The organism is Amycolatopsis sp. lyj-108, assembly GCF_046549005.1.
GTDB lineage: Bacteria > Actinomycetota > Actinomycetes > Mycobacteriales > Pseudonocardiaceae > Amycolatopsis.
This window is the reverse complement of record NZ_JAJPWQ010000006.1, coordinates 244,353-265,159: the sequence shown is the minus strand read 5'-3', so window position 1 is coordinate 265,159 and position 20,807 is coordinate 244,353. Positions and strand designations below refer to the sequence as shown.

Genomic DNA, 20,807 nt, shown 5'->3' with positions numbered 1-20,807 from the left:
GGATGGGGTCTCCGAGCGATCTCAGCAGATGGGTGCGACTATAGGAATATGGCTGGTGTTAAGTCGGAACCGACACGGATCCTCGTCCTTGGTGGTGGATACGTCGGGCTCTACACGGCGTACGGGCTCCAGAAGATGCTCCGGGCCAACGAAGCGTCCGTGACGGTCGTTGACCCGCAGCCGCACATGACCTATGCCCCCTTCCTGCCCGAGGCGGCGGCCGGTGCGATCGAACCGCGGCACGTGGTCGTGCCGCTGAGGCGCGTGCTCAAACGCTGCCACGTGCTCACCGCGCGCGTGACGAAGATCGAGCACGAGCGCAAAGCCGTGACGGTCGAGGCCGCCGACGGGCACGTCGAGCAGCTGAACTATGACGTCCTCGTGGTCGCGCTCGGCGCCGTGGCGCGCATCCTGCCGATCCCGGGCCTGGTCGAGGAAGGTATCGCCTTCAAGACCATCGGTGAGGCGATCTACCTGCGCAACCACGTCATGACGAAGCTGGACGAGGCCGCCAGCACGCTCGATCCCGAGCAGCGCAAACGCCTGCTGACGTTCACCGTCGTCGGCGGCGGGTTCGCCGGTATCGAGGCGCTCGCCGAGCTCGAGGACATGACCCGCTTCGCGGTGGAGAACTACTACCCGAACCTCAAGGTCGAGGACATCCGCTGGGTGCTCGTCGAGGCGGCCGGGCGGATCCTCCCCGAGGTGCGCGAGACGCTCGGTGTGTACACCGTCGAGCAGCTCGAAAAGCGCGGCATCGAAGTCTATTTGTCGACGGCGGCGAAGTCGTTCGAAAACGGCCACGTCGTGCTCTCGGACGGCACCGAGTTCGACACCGACACGATCATCTGGACCGCCGGTGTGAAGGCGAACCCGGTGCTCGCCAGCTCGGACCTGCCGCTGGACAAGCGCGGCCGCGTCGAGGCCACCGCCGCGATGCAGGTCGTCGGGCACCCCGACGTCTGGACCGCCGGTGACAACGCCGCCGTGCCGGACCTGTCGCGCACCGAGCAGGACCCGACCGCGACCTGCCCGCCGAACGCGCAGCACGCCGTCCGCCAGGCGCGTCTGCTGGCGAAGAACATCATCAAGGTGATCCGCGGCGGCAAGCCGAAGGACTACTACCACAAGAACCTGGGTGCGGTGGCCAGCCTCGGCCTGCACAAGGGTGTCGCCGACGCGCTGAACCTGAAGATCAAGGGCTTCCCGGCCTGGCTCTTCCACCGCGCGTACCACCTCAAGGCGATGCCGACGTGGAACCGCAAGATCCGCATCCTGTTCGACTGGATGCTCGGTGGCCTGTTCCGGCGCGAGGTCATCTCGCTCGGCCAGATCAACAACCCGCGCGAGGAGTTCGACCGGCTGTCGAAGTCCTGAGTCCGGAGGTCCGTGAAGGCCTCCTTCCCTACGCTCAAGGTAGGGAAGGAGGCCTTCACTGCGTTCAGGATCAGGCCCCGGCCTCGGTGACCACCGGCCCGGGGCATCGCCTAGGCTGGTCTGTGCCCCGGTAGCCCAACTGGCAGAGGCAGTCGACTTAAAATCGACCCAGTGCGGGTTCGATCCCCGTCCGGGGCACAAACGGCAACTGTTGCCCGGCGTGCGTCGCCGGTCCGGTGAAGATTCACCCGAACCGATTCCCCGATGAGCCATGCCGATCTCGCATGATTGCCATGAGAAACGGTCGTTGGTCGCGTGCTGCCGACGACCATAAGGTGGTCGTGCGATGACCTGGACTCCTCGGCCGGAACGCATAGCGGCCGACGGCTTCCTGGTGGCCATGAAGGATTCCCGCCCGCGAGCCCGCGTCGATCGAAACGAGTCCGGCAATGCCTCGTATTGTGCACAGTGACCCGCCCGGCGTGCCCGCGCCGCCTCCGGGAGCCTTCTCCCACGCCGTTCGCGTGAACGGAGACTCCGGCGCCCTGCTGTACGTTTCCGGGCAGATCGCCATCGACGACCGGGGTGCGCTGGTGGGGAAGGACGACGTCGGCAAGCAATCGGAGCAGGTGTTCGACATACTCGGCAAGATCCTTGCCGCGCACGGTGCCGGTTTCGACGACGTCGTCAACATCCGGACCTTCTTGACCGACATGGACCAGTTGCCGGGCTACTTGGCCGTTCGCAAACAACATCTGACCGGGCCGCCGCCCTCCAGTACCACCGTCGAGGTGAGCAGGCTGTTCAATCCCGACGCGCTTTTGGAAGTCGACCTCGTCGTTTCGCTTCCGGCGTGAGGTCCGGGATCTTCGCCAGGTCGGCGGCCACGGAACGGAGATCCGCGAGGAACGCGGCCACCGCCGGATATCTGTGCGCGTGCGGGGGGACGGCCGCGTACACGGTCCGTCTCGGCGGATCGGGGGCGAGCGACCGCACGGCGATTTTCGCCGGGATGTGGGGAGTCATCATGCCGGGGATGAGCGCCACACCGAGGCCGCCTGCCACCAGTTCGAGTTTGACCATCCACTCGCCGGCGCGCAGGGGCGTGTTCGGGATGAAGCCGGCGGTGGCACAGGTGGCCCGCAGGGCGGACACGGCCTCGACCGTGTCCGCGACGATCCAGTGCTCGTCCGCCAGTTCGGCCATGGGGATCTCGTCCCGAGACGCCAGCCGATGTTCTTCCGACAGGGCGACGTGTATCCGGTCCTCGACGAGATGATCCAGGTGGATGCCGGTGAGATCGGGATTCTTGTGGGTGCTGACCACGGCGATGTCCAGGTCGCCCGCGCCCAGCAGGCCCAGTAGGCGCTCGGTGGTCCCTTCCCGTAGTGCCAACGAGATTCCCTCGTGCCGGGACTGGAAACGTTCCAGCGCGCCCGAAACCAGCGCCAGGTTCGCCGTGGGAAAGGCGCCGATCCGCAAGTGCCCGACGTCGAGCCGCCGGACGGCGTCCAGCGCGCGAATGGTGTCGGAGAATCGCTCGAGGAGTGCCTTCGCGTGGGGAAGCAGATGTTCTCCGGCCGGGGTGAGCCGGACCCCGCGAGCCCGCCGGGCGAACAGTTCCACCCCCCAGACATCTTCGAGCGAAGCCATCTGCCGCGAAACCGCGGACTGGGTGTATCCACCCGCGGAGGCCGCCGCGGTGAACGACCCGCGTTCGGCGACCGAAACGAACGTTCGCAGCAAAACCGGGTCCGGTAGCTCTGAAGGCACAGCGCTCGATCTTACGCCGTTCGTGCTCGCGGCGGCTCGACTTCGGCGGCCAAAGGGGCGGAGAAGGGGGCAGTCGCGCGAATTTTTCCAGCGTGGCAACCGATTCCCTTTTCCGTGCGTGAACGTTGGTCATGGGTCGGATGCCGTCTTGGGGGCGGTATCCGGATCGGACGTTTCCAACATGGGATTCGACGGGGGACAGGTCTTGGACGTGAATACCGGAGATGTTGTGGAATACGGGCATCTTGATGATCGTGGCCCGGTCGTCATGGCACCGATCGCCTCACTGCTGCCCTCCGATTCGCCGAGGATCGGTGGCGAAGACGGGGAGCATGTGCGTGAGCTGGCGGAGCTGGACGCGAGTTTGCCGCCGATCGTCGTGCATCGTGCGACGATGCGGGTGATCGACGGGATGCACCGGTTGCGGGCTGCCGTGCTCCGTGGGGAAGAGCTGATCGCGGTGCGTTATTTCGACGGTTCCGACCTGGACGCGTTCGTGCTGGCGGTAAGGCTCAATTCCACGCACGGGCTGCCGTTGTCCCCCATCGACCGCGCGTCGGCCGCGGCACGGATCATCCGCTCCCATCCGCACCTGTCGGACCGCGCGATCGCGGAAACCACGGGACTCGCGCACAAGACCGTGGCCGCCATCCGTTCTCGTTCGGCAGGCGAAGTGCCGCAACCGGACACCCGGGTCGGCCTGGACGGACGCGTCCGCCCGCTCAACGCCGCACAGGGTCGTCTCCGCGCACGCGACCTGATCGCCAGCGACCCGAAGGCTCCGTTGCGGCAGATCTCGCGGTCGGCGGGCGTCTCCGTGAGTACCGCGAGGGATGTGCGCGAACGGTTGCGGCGTGGTCAGGATCCGGTTCCGTTGCGGCAGCGTCGTGCCAAGAAGTTCCCGGCTTCGCCGCATCGCGATCCGGCGGCTCCCGAGGCGGGCGACAGGTATACGGCCGATTCACTCGCCGACGACGCCGTCGCGGCCTTGGAGACACTGCGCATGGATCCGTCGTTGCGGTTCACCGAAGCGGGGCGCACCGTGCTCCGGTTGCTCGATGTCCATGTACTCGGCGTGGAGGGCTGGGACAGGCTGGTGGACGGTATTCCCGAGCACTGCAGTGTCGCGGTGGCGGACATCGCCCGTAGCTGCGCCGAATCCTGGCGCGAGTTCGCCCGCCAGCTGGAGCTGCCTCGGACGGAGAGGCCGGCGGCCGCCGAGTGAGGGTGCGTCTGCCATGTCCAGTTGAGCGGCCTCGCTCAGCGGGACGTGGCGGGCGGGTTCGCCGCCGCCCGCCACTCGGCGGCGAGTATCGACCACACCTCGATGTCCTGGCCGACGCCGTCCATGGGGAACGCCTCGCGAAGCATGCCTTCACGCTTCATCCCGAGCCGTTGCGCCACCGCTATGCTCCGGGCGTTCGCCGGAAAGGTGCGCCATTCGACGCGGTTCATTCCTCGCTCGTGGACGGCCCAGTCGATCATCAGCCTCGCCGTTCGCTGGATCAGTCCGTGTCCTTGCGCTTCCCTCGCGAGCCAGACTCCGATCTCGCAGGTGGAAGTCCGGGGATCGAAGATCCGGAACAGCGTGCCACCGACGAGTTCGTCGTCCAGCCAGATCCCCTGGATCCGCCCGCCGTCGGCGGCCTGCTGATCGGCGTACCGCTGAAGGAACTGCCGGGCGGTCTCCTCGTCGACGATGGTCCGGGCCCACGGTAGCCACGGCGCCAAGTGCTCCCGTGCCCGGTGGACGTAGGCGGCGAACTCGGCCGCCAGCCAGGGTTCGAGCGCGCGGAGATCCGCGTTCGGGGTGAGGCGGTGACGCAGCAAGGTGATCCTCCGTTTGATCGGCCGGCTTCGTTTGGTCGGTTGGTTGGACGTTACCGCAGAAAAAGGCAGCGGAATCCGGGCTCGTTCGTGTTCGACTGGGGAGAATTCGCAGTCGAACACCGGCCGCCGCTATTCCAAGACGATCATGTCGTACTCGGCGGAGACGCGCCCGATCTCCGTCCGGTCGAGCGGCCGGTCGCCGCCGGCGAAGACCAGCGCGCGCAGGACCCGGTCCCAGCCACCCGGCGAGTTGATGTTGAGCATGCGCACCGGGGCGTCGGTGTCGTTGCGGTAGCAGTGTGCGACTCCTGGCGGAAAACACGCGTACGATCCCGCGCCCGCGGAAACGGTGTGCTCTCCGATACGGAGCGTCAATGTTCCTTCGAGCACGTAGAAGGAATCACACAGGCGCTCATGACGGTGCAAGGGCGGGCCGCCCGCGCCGGGCCGAAGACGGTGCTCGACAACGGAGAACGCTCCACCCGTCGCGTCTCCCGAAGCCAGCACCGAAGAGACATTGCCGTCACCGTAAGCGAGTACTTCACCTTCGTCCGAGGCGCGAAGAAAGATCGCGGGAAGTGTCATGCGGAAAAAGATATCCGTGATCCGCGTTGCGTGACCGCGTCGGGTGCGACGTGAACGAATCCTTGCCTCGATTGGCGTATTGATGGCATCGCCCGCATCACCTAGCTTGGCGATCGGGGCTGGGGTGCGGTCGATCCAAGCGGGCTTCTACTGCCTGGCAAGGTCTTGATCTGTTCAATCATGTTCTGGGGGATGTTGTTCCATGGGGTCTGCCGAACACGCGACAAGGACGAAACCTGCTCGGGGCAATTCTTTCTCGGCGCCTGCCTCCGGCAAGGGAATAGCGACCCTTGTGGAGGAATGGGTCGAGCGCGGGCCGGAAGCCTGCGCGGTGCGCGAACCGCTCACCGGCAGGTCGATGAATTACCGTGAGCTCTGGCTGCAAGCCGGGCGGCTCGCCGAGGTCCTCGCGGCCCAAGAGGTGCGCCCTGGCGATCTCGTCGCGGTCGATCTTCCCCGGTCCCTCGACCTGGTGGTGGCCTTCCTCGGCGTCGTCCGGGCTCGCGCCGCCTACCTGCCCTTGGACGTCCACGCTCCCGCGGAACGCATCGCCGGAATCGTCGGGGAATCTGGCTCGCGGGTGCTGATCTGCGCTCCATCGGCCGAAGCCGCGCGCCGGGCGCGGCTTCCTTCGGGCGTGCGAGTGCTTTCGGTGCCACAAGAGCGAGGCGAGCCCGATTCGACGGCGGCACCGGCTGAAGCCGCGGCCGGTGAAGACCCGATTTACGTCACCTATACCTCGGGTTCCACCGGACGGCCGAAAGGCGTCGTGATCCCGCATCGCGCGGTGAACCGGTTGGTGGTGGATCCGAATTACTGCACGATCGAGCCGGGCGACCGGGTCGCGAACACGTGCAATCCCGCTTTCGACGTGACCACTTGCGAGATCTGGAGCACGCTCACCTCCGGCGGGACCGTCGTGCCCTTTCCCTTGCTCACCGACGTGACCATGAACGCTTGGGCGGACTTGGTGCGCACCGAGGAAATCACCACGATGTTCCTCACCACGTCGCTGTTCCATACGGTGGCCTGGGAGCGTCCTGACGCTTTCGGCTCGATGAGGAACCTGGTCGTCGGCGGGGAACAGCTGGACCTCGCGGCGGTCCGGCGGGTGCTCGCCGCGCGGCCGCCGGACCGGCTGGTCAACGGCTACGGACCGACCGAGGCCACCGCTTTCGCCACCTTCTTCGAATGCACCGTCGAAAGCCTGGCCGGTGTCGAACGGATCCCCATCGGGCACGCTCTGCAGAAGACGACGGTCCACGTGCTGGACGAAGACCTGAACCCGGTACCCGCCGGAGAAACGGGAGAGCTGTGCCTCGGCGGGCCGGGGGTGGCCACCGGTTATCTGAACCGCCCCGAACTCACCGCGGAACGGTTCGTGATCGAGCCGTCGACCGGTGAGCGGGTGTACCGGACCGGGGACCTGGTGCGCGAGGTCGCCGGTGGTGCCTTGGAAATGCTCGGCAGGAAGGACCGGCAGATCAAGCTGCGCGGCTTCCGGATCGAACTGGAGGAAATCGAGCGGGTCGCGGTTTCCACCGGTCTCGTCGACGCCGCGTTCGTGGAAAAGGTGGGCGCGGGGGCGTCCGCCGAACTGGTCGCGTTCCTGTTGCCCGCCAAGGGAACGGGCGAAGACGTGGCAGGCGCGCTGGCCGCTGGGCTGGCGGGGAAACTGCCCGGCTACATGATTCCCGCCCATTGGCACGTGTTGTCCGAGCTGCCGGTCGGCGCGACCGGGAAAGCGGACCGTGCGCGGATGCTCGCGTTGTTCGCCGAAGCGGGCCGCGAAGACCCCGCCGAAACCGGATCCTTCGATGACCCGGTTCTCGCCCAGGTCAAGGGGATCTTGCGAGACGTGCTGGGCAGGTCGAACTTCTCCGCCGCCGACAACTTCCTCGACATCGGCGGGAACTCCGTCCTCGCCGTCCAGGTCGCTTCCCGGATCCAGCAACGGTACGCGGTTCCCCTGGAACCGGCCGACGTGCTGCTCGCCGAATCCTTCGACGCGCTGGCGGTGCACGTCCGCTCGGCGGTCTCGTAGCCGACGGCCACCCTCGTTCACGGAGCAACGATTCACCGGGGGAACTCTTGACCAATTCGACCTTGCCCGCGCTGACCCGATCGGGCGCTCGTGTCGCGCCGCTGTCGTTCGCACAGGAACGGCTGTGGTTCATCGACGCCACGACACCGGGTTCGGTGACCTACAACGTTCCGCTGCTCATGCGCTGGCGCGCCCCGGCGGACGCCGGGGCGCTGCGCGCCGCTTTGGCCGCCGTGGTGTCGAAACACGAGATACTGCGCACGACCTACCAGGTCCGAAATGGACAGCCGATACAGGTGATCGGTGATTCCGAGGCCGTCGAGGTCGAGGTGATCGAACTCGACGGCGCGGCGGACGCGGAGCAACGGATCCGTGCGGACGCCGGGGAAAGAGCCGCGAAACCCTTCGACTTGGCCGTGGGGCCGATCCTGCGCTGTACGTTGTGGCGCGGCGCTCCCGCCGGTGATGCGCTCCTGCTGGTGATCCACCACATCGCCGTCGACGGATGGTCGATCGCCGTGCTGCTGGAAGATCTCGGCAAGGCGTACCAGGCGGCGATCGAAGGCCGACCGGCTTCGTTGCCCGGGCTGGAGATCCAGTACGCCGATTTCGCGGCATGGGACCGGGCGGCGGGCGCCGATCCCGATCTGCGGCAACGGATCGCCGACCGCGCGACGGACTTGCTGACCTTGCCCGGCGGAGTGAACCTCACCGGGCGGCGGGCACGACCGGTCTCTCCGGAAGGTGCCCTTCCCGGGGCTCAGCACACCTTCACGGTGCCCGGACCAGTGGTCGCGAACCTGCGAGAGCTGGCGAAGGCTTTGCGCGCGACGCCGTATGTTCTGCTCTTCGCCGCGTTTCAGCTGGTGTTGCGGCAGTGGTCCGGGCGGCCGGAGTTCCTGGTGGGGACGCTCGCCGCCAATCGCCCGCATCCGGACTTGGAGAAGCTGGCCGGGTTCTTCGTCAACACCGTGCCGCTGAAATGCCGGTCGGAACCGGACTGGACGTTCGCCGAACTCTGTGCCCAGACCCGGCAAGAGGCCTTCCGTTCCCTTACCTACCAACGGATCCCTTTCAACCAGCTGACCGCCGAGGTCGCCGCGGTGAAGGGTGCCCGCGCCGGCCTGGTGGACGTGGGGTTCGCGCTTCAGAACGTGCCCGCGCCGAAGCCGCCCGCTCCGGAGCTGTGGACTTCGCCGGTCCAGCTCCCGACCGGTACGGCCAAGTTCGACCTCCTGTTGTTGCTGGAGGAGGGGCAGGACGAGATCACCGGCATGGTCGAGTTCGCGACCGATCGCCTTCCCGGCGGCATGGGCCGGTTCGTCGGCGACGATTTCCTGGCCGTCCTCGCGAAGGCGGTGGCCGACCCCGGCGTCACCGTGCGTGAACTGCTCGCCGGGATCGACGATGCCGACGACCGGACGGCAGGCTGGGAGCGAGACCCGGAGGACGCCGAGGAGGAGCCCGGGTGGCCTCCGGCCGAGGTCGGGCGGGGCGAGTTCACCGAGGAGCAACGGTGGGCCGCGGAGCTCTTCGTGGACGTGTTGCCCAAGGTGGCCAAGGCCGATCCGGTGCTCACCGTCGCGGACTTGGTTCCGGAGACGAACTTCTTCTCTCTCAGCGGGCATTCCCTGCTCGCGGTCCACATGCTTTCCGAGGCTCAGCGGCGCCACGGTATCTGGGTGCCCCCGGCCGGCTTCCTGGCCGAGCCCACGGTCGCCGGGCTGGGCCGGTTGCTCGCCGCGGGTGCCGAAGCGCCGGCCGAGAGGCCGGGCGGAACACCGGCTCCGGCGGACCGGTACCCGGCGACCTCGGTGCAGCAGCGATTCTGGTTCCTCGACCGGATCGCCGGGCTCCGGTCGGCATACGTGCTCCCCATGGTGATCGAACTGCGGGGTGCGATCGATCAGGACGCGCTCCGCCGGGCGCTTCAGCAGGTCCTCGGCCGCCATCCCGCGTTGCGCTCCCGATTCGAGCTCGACCGGAAGCTGCGAAGGCTCTTCTACCGCACGGACGCGCCGGCCCCCGAGATCATGGTGAGCGGGGGTGAACGGTGGGACGACGCCCGGCTCGAGGCCCGGCTGGCGAAGGTGAGCTGGGACGCGTTCGACCTGGCGACGGGCCCGCTCGCACGCGCCGAGGTCATCACGCGAAAGGACCGGACGCTGGTCGTGATCAGCGCGCACCACATCGTCAACGACGGATGGTCGCAGCAGATCCTGTCCGAACAGCTGGCCGAAGCCTATCGAGCCGAGCGGGAAGGCGGGCCCGCCGCCCTTCCGGCACCCGTCCATCCGTCCATAGTGGACGGATCAGACTCTCCGGCGGCCGCGTCGCGGGAAGAGCGGGCCGCCGCGAGAGTGTCCGAACTGGACGGTGCCCCGACCGATGTGCTGCTCCCGTACGACCGGCCGCGGGGGGCCACCCAGCCGACCCTCGGCGCGTCCCGCCAGGTGAATCTCGGGAAAGAACCGACGGCCCGGTTACGGGAGGTTTGCGGCGAACTCGGCTGTACCACCTTCATGGCGACCGCGGCGCTGCTCGCGAGCACCCTCGGCGACCGGAGCGGGCAGCGGGACTTCCTGTTCGCGATCCCCTGGGTCGGCCGGGACGCGCCGGAGTCCGCGAACGCGGTGGGCATGTTCGTCAACACCCTGGTGCTCCGGGTGGACGCGAGCGGCGAACCCACCTGGCGGGAGCTGCTCGGCCGGGTCCGTGAGGCGAGCGTTTCCTGCTACCGCGACGCGGATGTGCCGTTCGACGCGATCGCGTCGGGGGTGCATCCCGACCGCGGCCTCGACCGGCCGCCGGTGACGCCGGTGTACCTCGCTTCGGCCGACGGTGTGCCGTCGCCCGCCGAGCTGTCTCCCGGCGTCCAAGCCCGTTATCTCCCGCTGCGGCCGCTGCACGTCAAGTACGAGTTCGAGCTCACCGTCATCGAACACGGCGACGACCTGCTGCTGTCCGCTTCCTATTTGAGCGACCTGTTCGACGAAGACACCATCACCGATCTTCTCGCCGCGCTCGTGACGAAGGCGATGAACCTGACGGCTGATCCGGATGCGAAAACGGATAAGGGGAACTGAAGTGAACGAGACCGTGATCGCGGAGCCCGACATCGTCGGCAAGGTGCGAAGCGCTTGGGCGGACGCGCTCGACATCGCCGTCGAAACCGTGCCGATGGAGGTCAACTTCTTCGACGCCGGTGGCAACTCGCTGCTGTTGCTGCTGCTCTGGGAGCAGCTCAACGGGATGACCGAACGCGATCTCCGAGCGGCCGACCTCTTCGAGCACAGCACGGTGCGGGCACAGGCCGCGTTGCTCGGCAGCGAGGAGGCCGCCGGACCCGCGAAGCTCGGCGGCCGCGAACGCGGCCGGTTGCTCGGCATGGCACGCCGCACCCAGTCGACCGAATCGGGCGACTGACCCATGACGAACGAGACCGATATCGCGGTCGTGGGCGCCGGTTGCCGTTTCCCCGACGCCTGGACCCCGGAAAGCTTCTGGCGGAACCTCGACGCCGGCGTGGTTTCCATGCGGGAACAGGACGAGGAACGGCTCCGGGCGTCCGGTGTGTCCGAGGCGGACCTGAAGGCGCCCGACTTCGTCCGGGTGGCCGCGACCCTGCCGGGAGCGGAGGACTTCGCCGCCGAGTTCTTCGGAGTGTCGCCCACCGAGGCCGAGACGATCGACCCGCAGCACCGGCTGCTCCTGGAAAGCTGCTGGGAGGCGCTGGAGTCCGCGGGACATCCGCCGCGTGCGGACGGCCCGGTGATCGGCATCTTCGCGGGAGGCGCGCCGAGCCGGTACTCGGCCGCGTTGCTGGCGGCGAAGACCATGGAGTCCGGGCTGATCGAGGCGTTCGACGACCTCGGGCTGACGCTGGGCGGCCTCGGGGACCTGATGACGTCGAGGATCGGCTACAAGCTGGGGTTGCGCGGGCCGACCGTCGGTGTGCAAACGGCTTGTTCGTCCTCGCTGTACGCGGTGCATTACGCGACACTGAGCTTGCTTTCCGGAGAGTGCGACATCGCACTGGCCGGCGGTACGACGGTCGCCGAGCCGGTCACCGGATACCGGTACCAGCCGGGCGGCCTGACCTCCGAGGACGGCTACTGCCGCTCCTTCGACGCGACTTCGACCGGAACCGCGTTCAGCTCGGGGATCGGCGTGGTGGCCCTGCGCAGGCTTTCCGACGCGCTCGCCGACGGCGATCCCGTACTGGCGGTGGTCCGCGGCAGCGCCATCGGGAACGAGGGCTCGAACCGGCCCGGTTTCACCGCGCCGACCCCGTCCGGGGTCGCCGACGTGGTCGCGGCCGCGTTGCGGGTGGCCGACGTGCCGGCACGGCTGCTGAGGTACGTCGAGGCGCACGGGTCGGGCACCGCACTCGGCGATCACATCGAGCTGCTGGGGCTCACCGACGGCCTGCGGGCCACCACCTCCGACAGCGGATTCTGCGGACTCGGCTCGGTGAAGGCGAACATCGGGCACACCGGTGCCACCGCCGGTATCGCCGGTTTCCTGAAGGCGGTGCACATCGTCCGCACCGGAAACCTTCCCCCGCAGCCGATGTTCGACCGGCCGCGGGATCCCGGCATCCTCGCCGAAAGCCCGTTCTTCGTGCCGGCGAGCGCGAGTTCGAACCTCGACCGGGACCGGCACGTGCTGGTCAACTCGATGGGTGTCGGCGGCACGAACGCCGTCGCGGTGCTCGCCCCACCGCCCGCGCCCGTGCGGCCCCCCGCACCGGAGACGGACGTCGTCCGGCTGGTGCTGTCCGGGCGCACTCGCGCCGAACTGGACGCGTTGTCCGGGCGGCTCGCCGATGAGCTGGACGCCGGTGGGCAGGCCGTCGCGGACGTGGCGCACACACTGAGGGTCGGACGGCGGTCGTTCACCGAGCGCCGGGTGGTGACCGCCGCTCCCGGTGAGCTGGCCTCGGTGCTGCGCCTGCCCCGTCCGCCCGCCGCCCGCACGATCCGGACCACCGCCGTGCGGCGGGCGATCGTCGTCGCGCCGGAAGGCTTGGACGTGCCGGGCGCGTTGCTCGCCGCGTTGCCCGGCAAACCCGAGGTGATGCGGGACGAGCCCGCGCGACCGTCGGCGGACGAGTTCGTGCTGCTCGTGGGCGACGGCGAAGCGGGAGCGGGACGCCACGTCCTGGGGCTCGGGCAGGACACCGATCCCGAAGCGATCGCGGACCGGGTCGAGGAGGCGCTCACGGCGGCCTGGCTGCACGGCGTCGACGTCGCATGGGAGACGATCTCCGGTGGCCGGGGCCGCCGGGTCACGCTGCCGACGTATCCGTTCTCCCGGCGCCGGTATTGGGCTCTCGACAGGATGCCGCCGATCGCCGCGCCTTCGAGCTGGTCCCGCCCCGCCGCGACGACCGAATCCACTGTGGACACCGTCGGCACGGAGGAGCCAGGATCCATCGAGGCGGAGTTGCTCGAACTGTGGCGCGAACTGTTCGGCGTCTCCACGATCGGCGTGGACGACGAGTTCGGCCTGCTCGGCGGGACCTCCTTGCTGTACGTGCAGATGGCGCTGAAGGTCCAGCAGCGCCACCAGGTCCTCATCAACGTGCACCGCTCGGGTGGCAGCCGGACCACGGTGCGCAGGATCGCCCGAATCGTCCGGGGCAAACTCGGCGCGCAAGGCGACGAAGCCGTCTATCAGGTCGCGGACGGAGACGGCGAGCTGATGGACGCCGACCTGCAACTGCCGTTGGCCGATGTGTCCGAAACGGAAGCGCCGGGTACCGATGTGCTGCTGACCGGCGCGACCGGCTTCCTTGGCGCGTTCCTGCTGCACGAGTTGCTGGCCTCGACCGAGGGCAGGATCTACTGCCTGGTGCGGGCCGCGGACGAGGCCGAGGGCCGGGAGCGGCTGAGTAACGCGGCGAAGGCGTTGGGGCTGCCCGAAACGGACTCGGACCGCGTACACGTGGTGCCCGGCGACCTGCACGACATCGCCAGGGTCTGCCGCGAGTACCGGGACGGCGAACTCGCCACGCAGGTGGGCCGGGTGCTGCACTGCGCGGCCCGGGTGGTCTTCACCGAGCCGTACCGGGTCCTGCGCGAGAGCAACCTGCTGCCGATGGTCGACCTGCTGTCGTGGATGCGGGGCAACGGAATCCGGGACTTCTCCTTCGTCTCCACCGTCGCGGCGACCGGGATCGCGATGGGCACCGGCGGGAAGATCCTGGAGACCAGGGAACAGCCGCTGGATCCCGAGCAGGGTGGGTACGGCGTCAGCAAATGGGTCGGCGAACGGCTGCTGGAACGGGCCGAGCGGGACGGCATGCGGGTCAGGGTGTTCCGGCCGGGCGTCATCGTCTCCTCCCGGACGACGGGGGCCTGCAACGAAAAGGACCTCGTCTGGCATCTGCTGGCCAGCGGTCTCGCGGTGGGGGCGCATCCGCTCGACGAGCGTGCCTGGCCGGTGGCACCCGTCGACGTGGTGGCCAAGGCCATCGCGGAACTCTCGTTCGTCCCGGGTTCGGTCGGCCGCGCGTATCACCTGGTCCACGAGAAATTGATCAACCCGCGGCAGATGTTCGAGCTGCTGGCCGAAGCGGGCTTGCCGACCGAGGCCGTCGAGCCGGAGGAATGGAAGCGGCGGGTGGCCGAAAAGGCACTGGCGACGGGTGACGAGGTCCTGTCGAACATGACCCTCTACGAACTCGAGGGCGAAGAAAACCTCGGCGAGGACGACATGGAAGCCAAGGGCTGGCAGGACTGGCTGAGCCGTTCCGGACTGAGTTCGGAACCGACCGGAGAGCTGCTGCGCGGCGGGCTGGAGTACCTGGCCGAGGGCAAGGCGGCGGCGGGCGACCTGGTGGCGAATCTGGTGAGGACAAGGGGAACGCGCTCATGACCAGGGAAAACGACGCCGGCGTGATCGGTATCGGCGCGGTGCACTGCCTGCTGCCCGACGACCGGGTGGCGGTCACGGATCTGCCGGAATACGCCCAGCTCGGCCATGAAGAGCTCGCGTTCGTCGAGAAATGCGGTGTGCGGACCGTCGGGGTGTTCACCGAGACCTCGCAGGCGGCCCTCGCCGGGCAGGCCTGCCGGGAACTGCTGGCCGAGCATCCGGTCGACCCCGACATCCTGCTGATGGTCGGTCCGCGGTCACCGGACGTGCTGCTCGGCTCGGACGTGTGCCGCGTGCAGGCGGAGAACAAAATGGACTCGGCGTTCGCCTTCAGCGTGGACGGACTGGGCTGCACCGGTTCCAGCGCCGCCTGGGCGCTGGCGCGTGACCTGCTCGTCGCCGATCCCGGCCGCGAGAGCGTGCTGATCACGCACACCAGCCGTCCGACCGGAGCGGACCGGATCCGGTTCCCCGTCACCGTGGTCGGCGACGGGGCGTACGCGATGACGATGGTCCGGGGCGGCCGTCCTGTGCTGCGAGGGCATCGGCAGGAGACCGACGGCTCCTTCAACGACCTGTTCCGCGTGGACTACAAGCAGACGCCCTGGTACGAATGGCGCGAGGAATGCCTGGACCCGGCCAGGTACAGCTTCGAACTGGCGACGCACAGCCAATTCCGGCTCAGCCGCCTCGTCGACCGTGTCCTCGCCGAAGCCGGGATCGGCAAGGACGCCGTCGCCACCACCCTGATGCAGAACGTCGCGGCGAGCGCGTTCGGCTTCTACACCTCCCTGCTCGAACTGCCGATCCACGACGTGTGCCTGGCGCAGCTGACCGAGTACGGGCACCTCGGCGCGATGGACGTCGTGCTCAACCTCGACCGGTTGCTCGCCACCGGCGAGCTGGCCGAGGGCGATCTCGTGCTGGTGCTGAACAACAGTCCGGTGGCCGCCTGGGCGGTGACGTTGTGGGAAGTCTGAACGGCACACCGGAAACGCTGTACGACTGGTTCACCGCGTCGGTGGCAAGGTGGCCGGACGAGACCGCGGTCGAAGTGCGGGATGTCAGCCTGACCTACGCGCGGCTTCACGAATGCGCGCTGGCGCTCGCCTGCCGGATCGTCGCCGAGCACGGCCGTGCGCCGGAGCGGATCGCGTTGCTCGCTTCCCGCAGCGTGGTCGCGTACGCCGGCTATCTCGCGGGCCTGTACCTCGGCTCGGTCCTCACCCCGCTCAATCCGGAGTACCCCGCGGCCCGCAACCGCATGGTCTGCGAACTGGCGAAGGTGGACCTGGTGCTGGCCGACGAAGCGGGCTCCGCGCAGCTCGACGACGACGACCTCGCCGCCACCGTGCTCACTCCCGCCGACGCCGACGTGCTCGCGGCCCGGCCCACCGGCGAACCGCGGCCGCGCCGGACGAGCGGTGACGACGTCGCGTACGTCCTGTTCACGTCGGGCTCCACCGGCCGCCCCAAAGGCGTGCCGATCCGGCACCGCAATCTGTCGCCTTACCTGGCGCACAACATCGAGCGCTATCAGGTGAAGCCCGGTTGCCGGATGTCGCACGCCTTCGACCTGACCTTCGACCCGTCGGTTTTCGATCTCTTCGTCACCTGGGGTGGCGGCGCGACGCTGATCGTCCCACGGCGCACCGAACTGCTGACCCCGGTGGACTATCTGGTGGAGCACCGGATCACGCACTGGTTCTCGGTGCCGTCGGTGGTTTCGGTCAGCGCGGACCTCGGCAACCTCCCGGCGGGACGGGTGCGCGAGCTGCGCTACAGCCTGTTCATCGGCGAACAGCTCACGGTCCGGCAAGCGCGGGAGTGGCGGGCCGTCGCGCCGGACGCGGTACTGGAGAACGTCTACGGCCCGACCGAGCTGACCGTCGCCTGTACCGAATTCCGGCTGCCGGACGATCCGGAGCAGTGGCCGGCCACCACGAACGACACGGTGCCGATCGGGCCCGTGTACGACTTCCTCGACCACGTGATCCTGGACGAGGCCGGACTTCCCGCGGCGGAGGGCGAGCTCTGTGTCCGCGGCTCCCAGCGCTTCGACGGTTATTTGGATCCGCAGGACGACATCGGCCGGTTCCTCACCCACGACGACGCCGGGACGACGGTGTACGACGGAACGGGGCCGCTGACCGAGGCGCATTACTACCGCACGGGAGACCGGGTGCGGTGGGAGTCCGGCAACCTCGTCCATTTAGGACGATTGGACAACCAGGTCAAGGTCCGCGGCTATCGGATCGAACTCGGCGAGATCGAGGCGGCCATGCGACGGCACCCCGACATCCGGGACGCGGTCGTGCTCGCGATCAAGAACGAGGACGAAACCGAACTCTTCGGATGCTACACGGGCGCGCCGCAGGCGCCGTTGCGTTTCCTGCACTGGCTGTGCGACCAGGTGCCCATCCACATGGTTCCGCGGCGTTTCGAGCATTTCGATTCCTTGCCCCTCAACGCCAACGGCAAGATCGACCGGAACGGGCTGCGCGACCTGCTGCCCGGCGGCCGCGCGGTCAAGGCGTAGCGATGGACATCCGAAACCTTGCAGAGAAAGGAATCGCTCGCTGATGTCCTACCTCCGAGAGCTGATCCCCCCGCCGGGCCCGGTCCGCGTGCTGTGCCTGAGCAACCTGGCGAAGACCGTGGGCAACGGTGTGTTCATGGCGGTGAGCATCCTGTTCTTCACCCGCACCGCGGGGATCCCGGCCGGTGAGGTGGGGCTCGCGCTCACGATCGGCGGGGTCCTCGGGATGGCGGCGAGCGTGCCCGCCGGTCAGGCGGCCGACCTCCTCGGCCCGCGTAACACCACGATCGTGTTCATGTGCCTGCAAGGCGCGCTGATGTGCTGCTACGCCTTCGTCGGCGGGTTCGTCACCCTGCTGGTGGCGACCAGTCTGGTGCTGATCGCGGAATCCGCGACGGACGCGGCGCGGGGCGCGCTCATCGCCGGGATCACGCGGCCGGAAGAACGGGTGCGCGCCTGGTCCTATCTGCGTTCCATCAGCAATCTCGGGGTCTCCCTCGGCGCGGTGGCCGGCGGCGTCGGGCTGCATTTCGACACCCGCACGGCCTACATCTCGGTGCTGATCGGCGGCGGTCTGCTGGTCATCGGGGCGGGTTTGGCGTATTTCAGGCTGCCGAGCGTGCCCCCGGCACCCGCGCAGTCCGAGGGCGCGCGGCTCGTCGTGTTGCGCGACAAGCCGTACGCGACGATTTCCTTGCTCAATGCCGTGCTCACCATGAACACGGTCATCCTCACCGTCGCGCTGCCACTGTGGATCATCCAGCAGACGAAGGCACCCGCCTGGCTCTACTCGGCGTTGCTGTTGCTCAACACGGTCACCGTCGTACTTCTCCAGGTGCGGACCAGCAAAGGAAGCGACCTGCCCCCCGGCGGGGCCAAAGCCCTGCGCCGGTCGGGTTTCCTGCTGGCGGCCTGCTGCGCGCTGTTCGCGCTCGCGGCCGGGCAACCGACGTGGCTGGCGGTGCTCATCCTCGTCGCCGGCGCGCTGGCGCACGTCTTCGGCGAGATGCTGTGGAGCGCGGGTTCGTGGTCGCTGTCCTTCGGGCTCGCACCCGAACACGCGCAGGGCCAGTACCAAGGGTTCTTCGGCATGTCGACGCAGTTCGGCACGATGGTCACCCCCGTGCTGGTGACCGGATTGATCGTCGGCGTCGGCCAGCTCGGCTGGCTGATCTTCGGGGTGGCGATGATCGTCGCGGGCGTGTCCGCGCCGTCGGCGACCAGGTGGGCCCTGCGCACTCGACAGCCGTCCGCATCCACGACCGAATCCGTGACAGGGGCGTGACATGGACTTCAGCCTGTTCTACTTCGCCAACGACAGCAGCGAACGTGACCACAACCGCTATCAGCTTCTGCTGGACGGGGCGCGGTTCGCGGACGCCAACGGCTTCACGGCCGTATGGACGCCGGAGCGGCATTTCCATTCCTTCGGCGGTCTCTACCCCAATCCGGCGGTGACCGGCGCGGCGGTGGCCGCGATCACCGAGCGGGTGCAGATCCGCGCCGGCAGTGTGGTCGCGCCGCTGCACCATCCGGTCCGGATCGCCGAAGAGTGGTCGGTGGTCGACAATCTCTCCGGCGGACGTGTCGGTCTTTCCTTCGCGTCCGGCTGGCACGCCGTGGATTTCGCGCTGCGCCCGGAGAACTACCGGAACCGCAAGCAGATCCTGGTGGAGTACGTGGACCAGGTCCGCAGGCTGTGGCGTGGCGAGGCCATGTCCGTCGTCGACGGTGTCGGCACCGAGCAGCAGGTGCGCGTCTTCCCGCCGCCGGTCCAGCCGGAGCTGCCGGTCTGGGTCACCAGCGCGGGCAACGCCGAGACCTTCCGTGCCGCCGGGCGAGCAGGCGCGGGCCTGCTCACCCACCTGCTCGGTCAGGACCTCGACGAACTCGCCGAGAAGATCGCCGAGTACCGCCGCGCGGTCGCCGAACGCGAAGACGCCGACGGATGGCCGGGGAGGGTCGCGCTGATGGTGCACACCTGCCTCGGCGACGACGAGGACGAAGTGCGCGAACAGGTCCGTGAGCCACTGCACGACTACTTGCGCAGCTCGCTCGGTCTGCTGATGGGTTCCCAGCTCAACGGCGCGCGCAAGATCGATCCGGCCAAGCTGCACAAGGAGGACGTGGACTTCCTGGTGGGGCGCTCGTTCGACCGGTACTACGACGACGGCGCGCTCCTCGGCACGGTCGGCAAAGCACAGAAGATGGTGGAGCGATTCCGTGACGCCGGGGTCGACGAAGTCGCCTGTCTGATCGACTTCGGGGTACCCACCGACACCGTGCTGGCCGGTTTCGAACACCTCGACCAGGTGCGGGAGCTGTCGACCGCGCCGTCGGATTCGTGAACCCGCCGTCTCCCGGCCTGGACCGGACCGGGGAACGATTCCGCCGCACGGCGAGCCGGTTCCCGACCGGTGTCACGGTCCTGAGCACCGTGGTGGACGGGCAGCCGCACGGGATGACCGTGAACGCCTTCACCTCGGTTTCGGTCGACCCCTTGATGGTCCTGGTCTCGGTGAACCACGATTCGCGGACCTACCGGCACATCAGCTCCTCGGCGGTGTTCGCGGTGACCATGCTCAGCGCCGGCCAAGAGGGCGTCGCCCGCGCCTTCGCCGACCCGAGACGCCCGGCCGGTGCGAGCTCCTTTGTGGACATACCGTGGTGCGCGGCACCGTACACCGGATGCCCGATCCTGCCCGAAGGGGTCGGCTACTTCGACTGTGAGCTGGATCGGATCCATCCCGTCGGCGATCACGCCGTGCTGATCGGCGCGGTGCGCGCGTTCGACGTGCTGACCGGCCGCCCGCCGTTGCTGTTCCTGCACAGCGAGTTCACCGAACCCGGCCGACCCCGTCCGAAAGGGAAACAGCAATGAGTCCACAAAGGACTGACAGTGTCGAGTTCCGTGCCGCGGTCGAGCGGCTGCGGGTGCCCGGAATGGGCACGGAATCCGTCGGGCCGCTGCTGAAGTCGCTCGTTCACCTGGTCCGCCCGCGCCGGGTTCTCGAAGTGGGAATGGGCTACACCACGCCGTTCCTGGCCGGCGCGCTCGCCGAAGTCGAGGAACTGGTCCGCGCCGAGTCGGAGGCGCTGGCCGCCAAGTCCCGGCGCCACCTCGACGGAGAAGGCGAGCTGGACGAAACCTGGCTCAACGAAGAGCCTCCGCTGGCACGCCCCGACTACTACCTCGAGCCGTATCGGCCCACCCTCGTCGCGGTGGATGATCTGTCCATCGAGGAATCGTCCGCGGGCAGGGTGCGGACGGTACTGCGGGAGCTGGAGCTCGAAGACCGGGTGACGGTCGTGAACGCCGACCTGCGTGCGTGCGCGGACCTCCTGCCCGCGGAGCTCGTGCCGATCGACCTGGCGTGGGTCGACGCGTGGGAGTGCCTGTACTTCGTGGACAACTTCTGGGACCTGATCAACCCGGACGGCGGTCTGGTGCTCCTGCACTACCTGATGACCTATCCCGAGGGCGACGCGATTCTGCGCTATCTGGCGGGAATCCAGCGCTCGCGGCCCGGCGAGATGGAGATCGTGAACCTGCTCGAACCGCACAAGCTCGCGCAGAACAGCCTGACCGTACTGCGTCGCACCGGCGGCGCGGTGAAGCGGCGATACGCGCGCGCGGGCACCCAGGTCGTCGATTTCGGCGACGAACTGCGGGCGAGCGCGACCGAGCACGCGGCACAGGCCGCACAGGACAAGGCTTCACTGGCGAAGTGATGGCAACGCAAGGGATTCAGCTGGGAGGAAGCTTGTACCGACTGG

16 protein-coding genes and 1 tRNA gene are annotated in these 20,807 nt (G+C 68.3%); 14 read left to right on the top strand and 3 right to left on the bottom strand.

From position 1 onward, the window contains the following. Positions 1-48: 48 nt before the first annotated feature. The 3 genes from ACLJO0_RS23270 to ACLJO0_RS23260 all read left to right on the top strand — a co-directional run bounded on the left by ACLJO0_RS23270 (position 49) and on the right by ACLJO0_RS23260 (position 2,234). Positions 49-1,377 carry an NAD(P)/FAD-dependent oxidoreductase gene (locus ACLJO0_RS23270; protein WP_007028829.1) on the top strand — a complete coding sequence of 443 codons (1,329 nt, stop codon included), beginning with the start codon at positions 49-51 and terminating at the stop codon, positions 1,375-1,377. 124 nt (positions 1,378-1,501) lie between these two features. Then, positions 1,502-1,575: transfer RNA gene (locus ACLJO0_RS23265), tRNA-Leu, on the top strand. A 251-nt stretch (positions 1,576-1,826) separates the two neighbouring features. Then, positions 1,827-2,234 (top strand): RidA family protein, encoded by a 408-nt coding sequence (locus ACLJO0_RS23260; protein ID WP_410580510.1) that lies wholly within the window; start codon positions 1,827-1,829, stop codon positions 2,232-2,234. Here ACLJO0_RS23260 and ACLJO0_RS23255 read toward each other — a convergent pair. Beyond that, entirely contained in the window at positions 2,182-3,150 is a 969-nt protein-coding gene (locus tag ACLJO0_RS23255) for a LysR family transcriptional regulator (protein ID WP_410580509.1), read from the bottom strand. The genes ACLJO0_RS23260 and ACLJO0_RS23255 overlap by 53 nt on opposite strands. A 268-nt stretch (positions 3,151-3,418) precedes the next feature. Between ACLJO0_RS23255 and ACLJO0_RS23250 the strand changes: the two genes are divergently transcribed. Then, entirely contained in the window at positions 3,419-4,375 is a 957-nt protein-coding gene (locus tag ACLJO0_RS23250) for a ParB N-terminal domain-containing protein (RefSeq protein WP_410580508.1), read from the top strand. A gap of 35 nt (positions 4,376-4,410) precedes the next feature. Here ACLJO0_RS23250 and ACLJO0_RS23245 read toward each other — a convergent pair whose 3' ends face one another. Continuing rightward, positions 4,411-4,980 (bottom strand): GNAT family N-acetyltransferase, encoded by a 570-nt coding sequence (locus tag ACLJO0_RS23245; RefSeq protein ID WP_410580507.1) that lies wholly within the window; start codon positions 4,978-4,980, stop codon positions 4,411-4,413. A 129-nt stretch (positions 4,981-5,109) separates the two neighbouring features. After that, the gene (locus tag ACLJO0_RS23240) at positions 5,110-5,565 is read right to left on the bottom strand and encodes a cupin domain-containing protein (protein WP_125791817.1); all 456 of its coding nucleotides are present in this window, start codon (positions 5,563-5,565) and stop codon (positions 5,110-5,112) included. A 292-nt stretch (positions 5,566-5,857) separates the two neighbouring features. On the opposite strand from ACLJO0_RS23240, the gene ACLJO0_RS23235 reads away from it, so the two are divergent. The 10 genes from ACLJO0_RS23235 to ACLJO0_RS23190 are packed head-to-tail and all read left to right on the top strand — an operon-like array spanning position 5,858 to position 20,762. Further along, positions 5,858-7,609 carry a non-ribosomal peptide synthetase gene (locus ACLJO0_RS23235; protein WP_410580506.1) on the top strand — a complete coding sequence of 584 codons (1,752 nt, stop codon included), beginning with the start codon at positions 5,858-5,860 and terminating at the stop codon, positions 7,607-7,609. A 47-nt stretch (positions 7,610-7,656) separates the two neighbouring features. Further along, positions 7,657-10,695 carry a condensation domain-containing protein gene (locus ACLJO0_RS23230; RefSeq protein WP_410580505.1) on the top strand — a complete coding sequence of 1,013 codons (3,039 nt, stop codon included), beginning with the start codon at positions 7,657-7,659 and terminating at the stop codon, positions 10,693-10,695. A 1-nt stretch (position 10,696) separates the two neighbouring features. After that, positions 10,697-11,035 carry an acyl carrier protein gene (locus tag ACLJO0_RS23225; RefSeq protein WP_410580504.1) on the top strand — a complete coding sequence of 113 codons (339 nt, stop codon included), beginning with the start codon at positions 10,697-10,699 and terminating at the stop codon, positions 11,033-11,035. Between the two features lie 3 nt (positions 11,036-11,038). Further along, positions 11,039-14,491 (top strand): thioester reductase domain-containing protein, encoded by a 3,453-nt coding sequence (locus tag ACLJO0_RS23220; protein WP_410580503.1) that lies wholly within the window; start codon positions 11,039-11,041, stop codon positions 14,489-14,491. Next, positions 14,488-15,471 carry a 3-oxoacyl-[acyl-carrier-protein] synthase III C-terminal domain-containing protein gene (locus tag ACLJO0_RS23215; protein WP_410580502.1) on the top strand — a complete coding sequence of 328 codons (984 nt, stop codon included), beginning with the start codon at positions 14,488-14,490 and terminating at the stop codon, positions 15,469-15,471. The genes ACLJO0_RS23220 and ACLJO0_RS23215 overlap by 4 nt, the downstream gene beginning before the upstream one ends. Beyond that, the gene (locus tag ACLJO0_RS23210; RefSeq protein ID WP_410580501.1) at positions 15,459-17,030 is read left to right on the top strand and encodes an amino acid adenylation domain-containing protein; all 1,572 of its coding nucleotides are present in this window, start codon (positions 15,459-15,461) and stop codon (positions 17,028-17,030) included. The genes ACLJO0_RS23215 and ACLJO0_RS23210 overlap by 13 nt, the downstream gene beginning before the upstream one ends. Positions 17,031-17,073: 43 nt before the next feature. After that, positions 17,074-18,315 (top strand): MFS transporter, encoded by a 1,242-nt coding sequence (locus tag ACLJO0_RS23205; RefSeq protein ID WP_410580500.1) that lies wholly within the window; start codon positions 17,074-17,076, stop codon positions 18,313-18,315. 1 nt (position 18,316) lies between these two features. Then, positions 18,317-19,378, top strand: a complete 1,062-nt coding sequence (locus ACLJO0_RS23200) for an LLM class flavin-dependent oxidoreductase (RefSeq protein ID WP_410580499.1) — start codon at positions 18,317-18,319, stop codon at positions 19,376-19,378. Continuing rightward, a complete protein-coding gene (locus ACLJO0_RS23195) occupies positions 19,375-19,911 on the top strand; it encodes a flavin reductase family protein (protein WP_410580498.1) in 537 nt (178 codons plus the stop codon). Before ACLJO0_RS23200 ends, ACLJO0_RS23195 begins: the two co-directional genes overlap by 4 nt. Further along, complete coding sequence (locus ACLJO0_RS23190; RefSeq protein WP_410580497.1) at positions 19,908-20,762, top strand: hypothetical protein; 855 nt, start codon at positions 19,908-19,910, stop codon at positions 20,760-20,762. Before ACLJO0_RS23195 ends, ACLJO0_RS23190 begins: the two co-directional genes overlap by 4 nt. Positions 20,763-20,807: the final 45 nt, after the last annotated feature.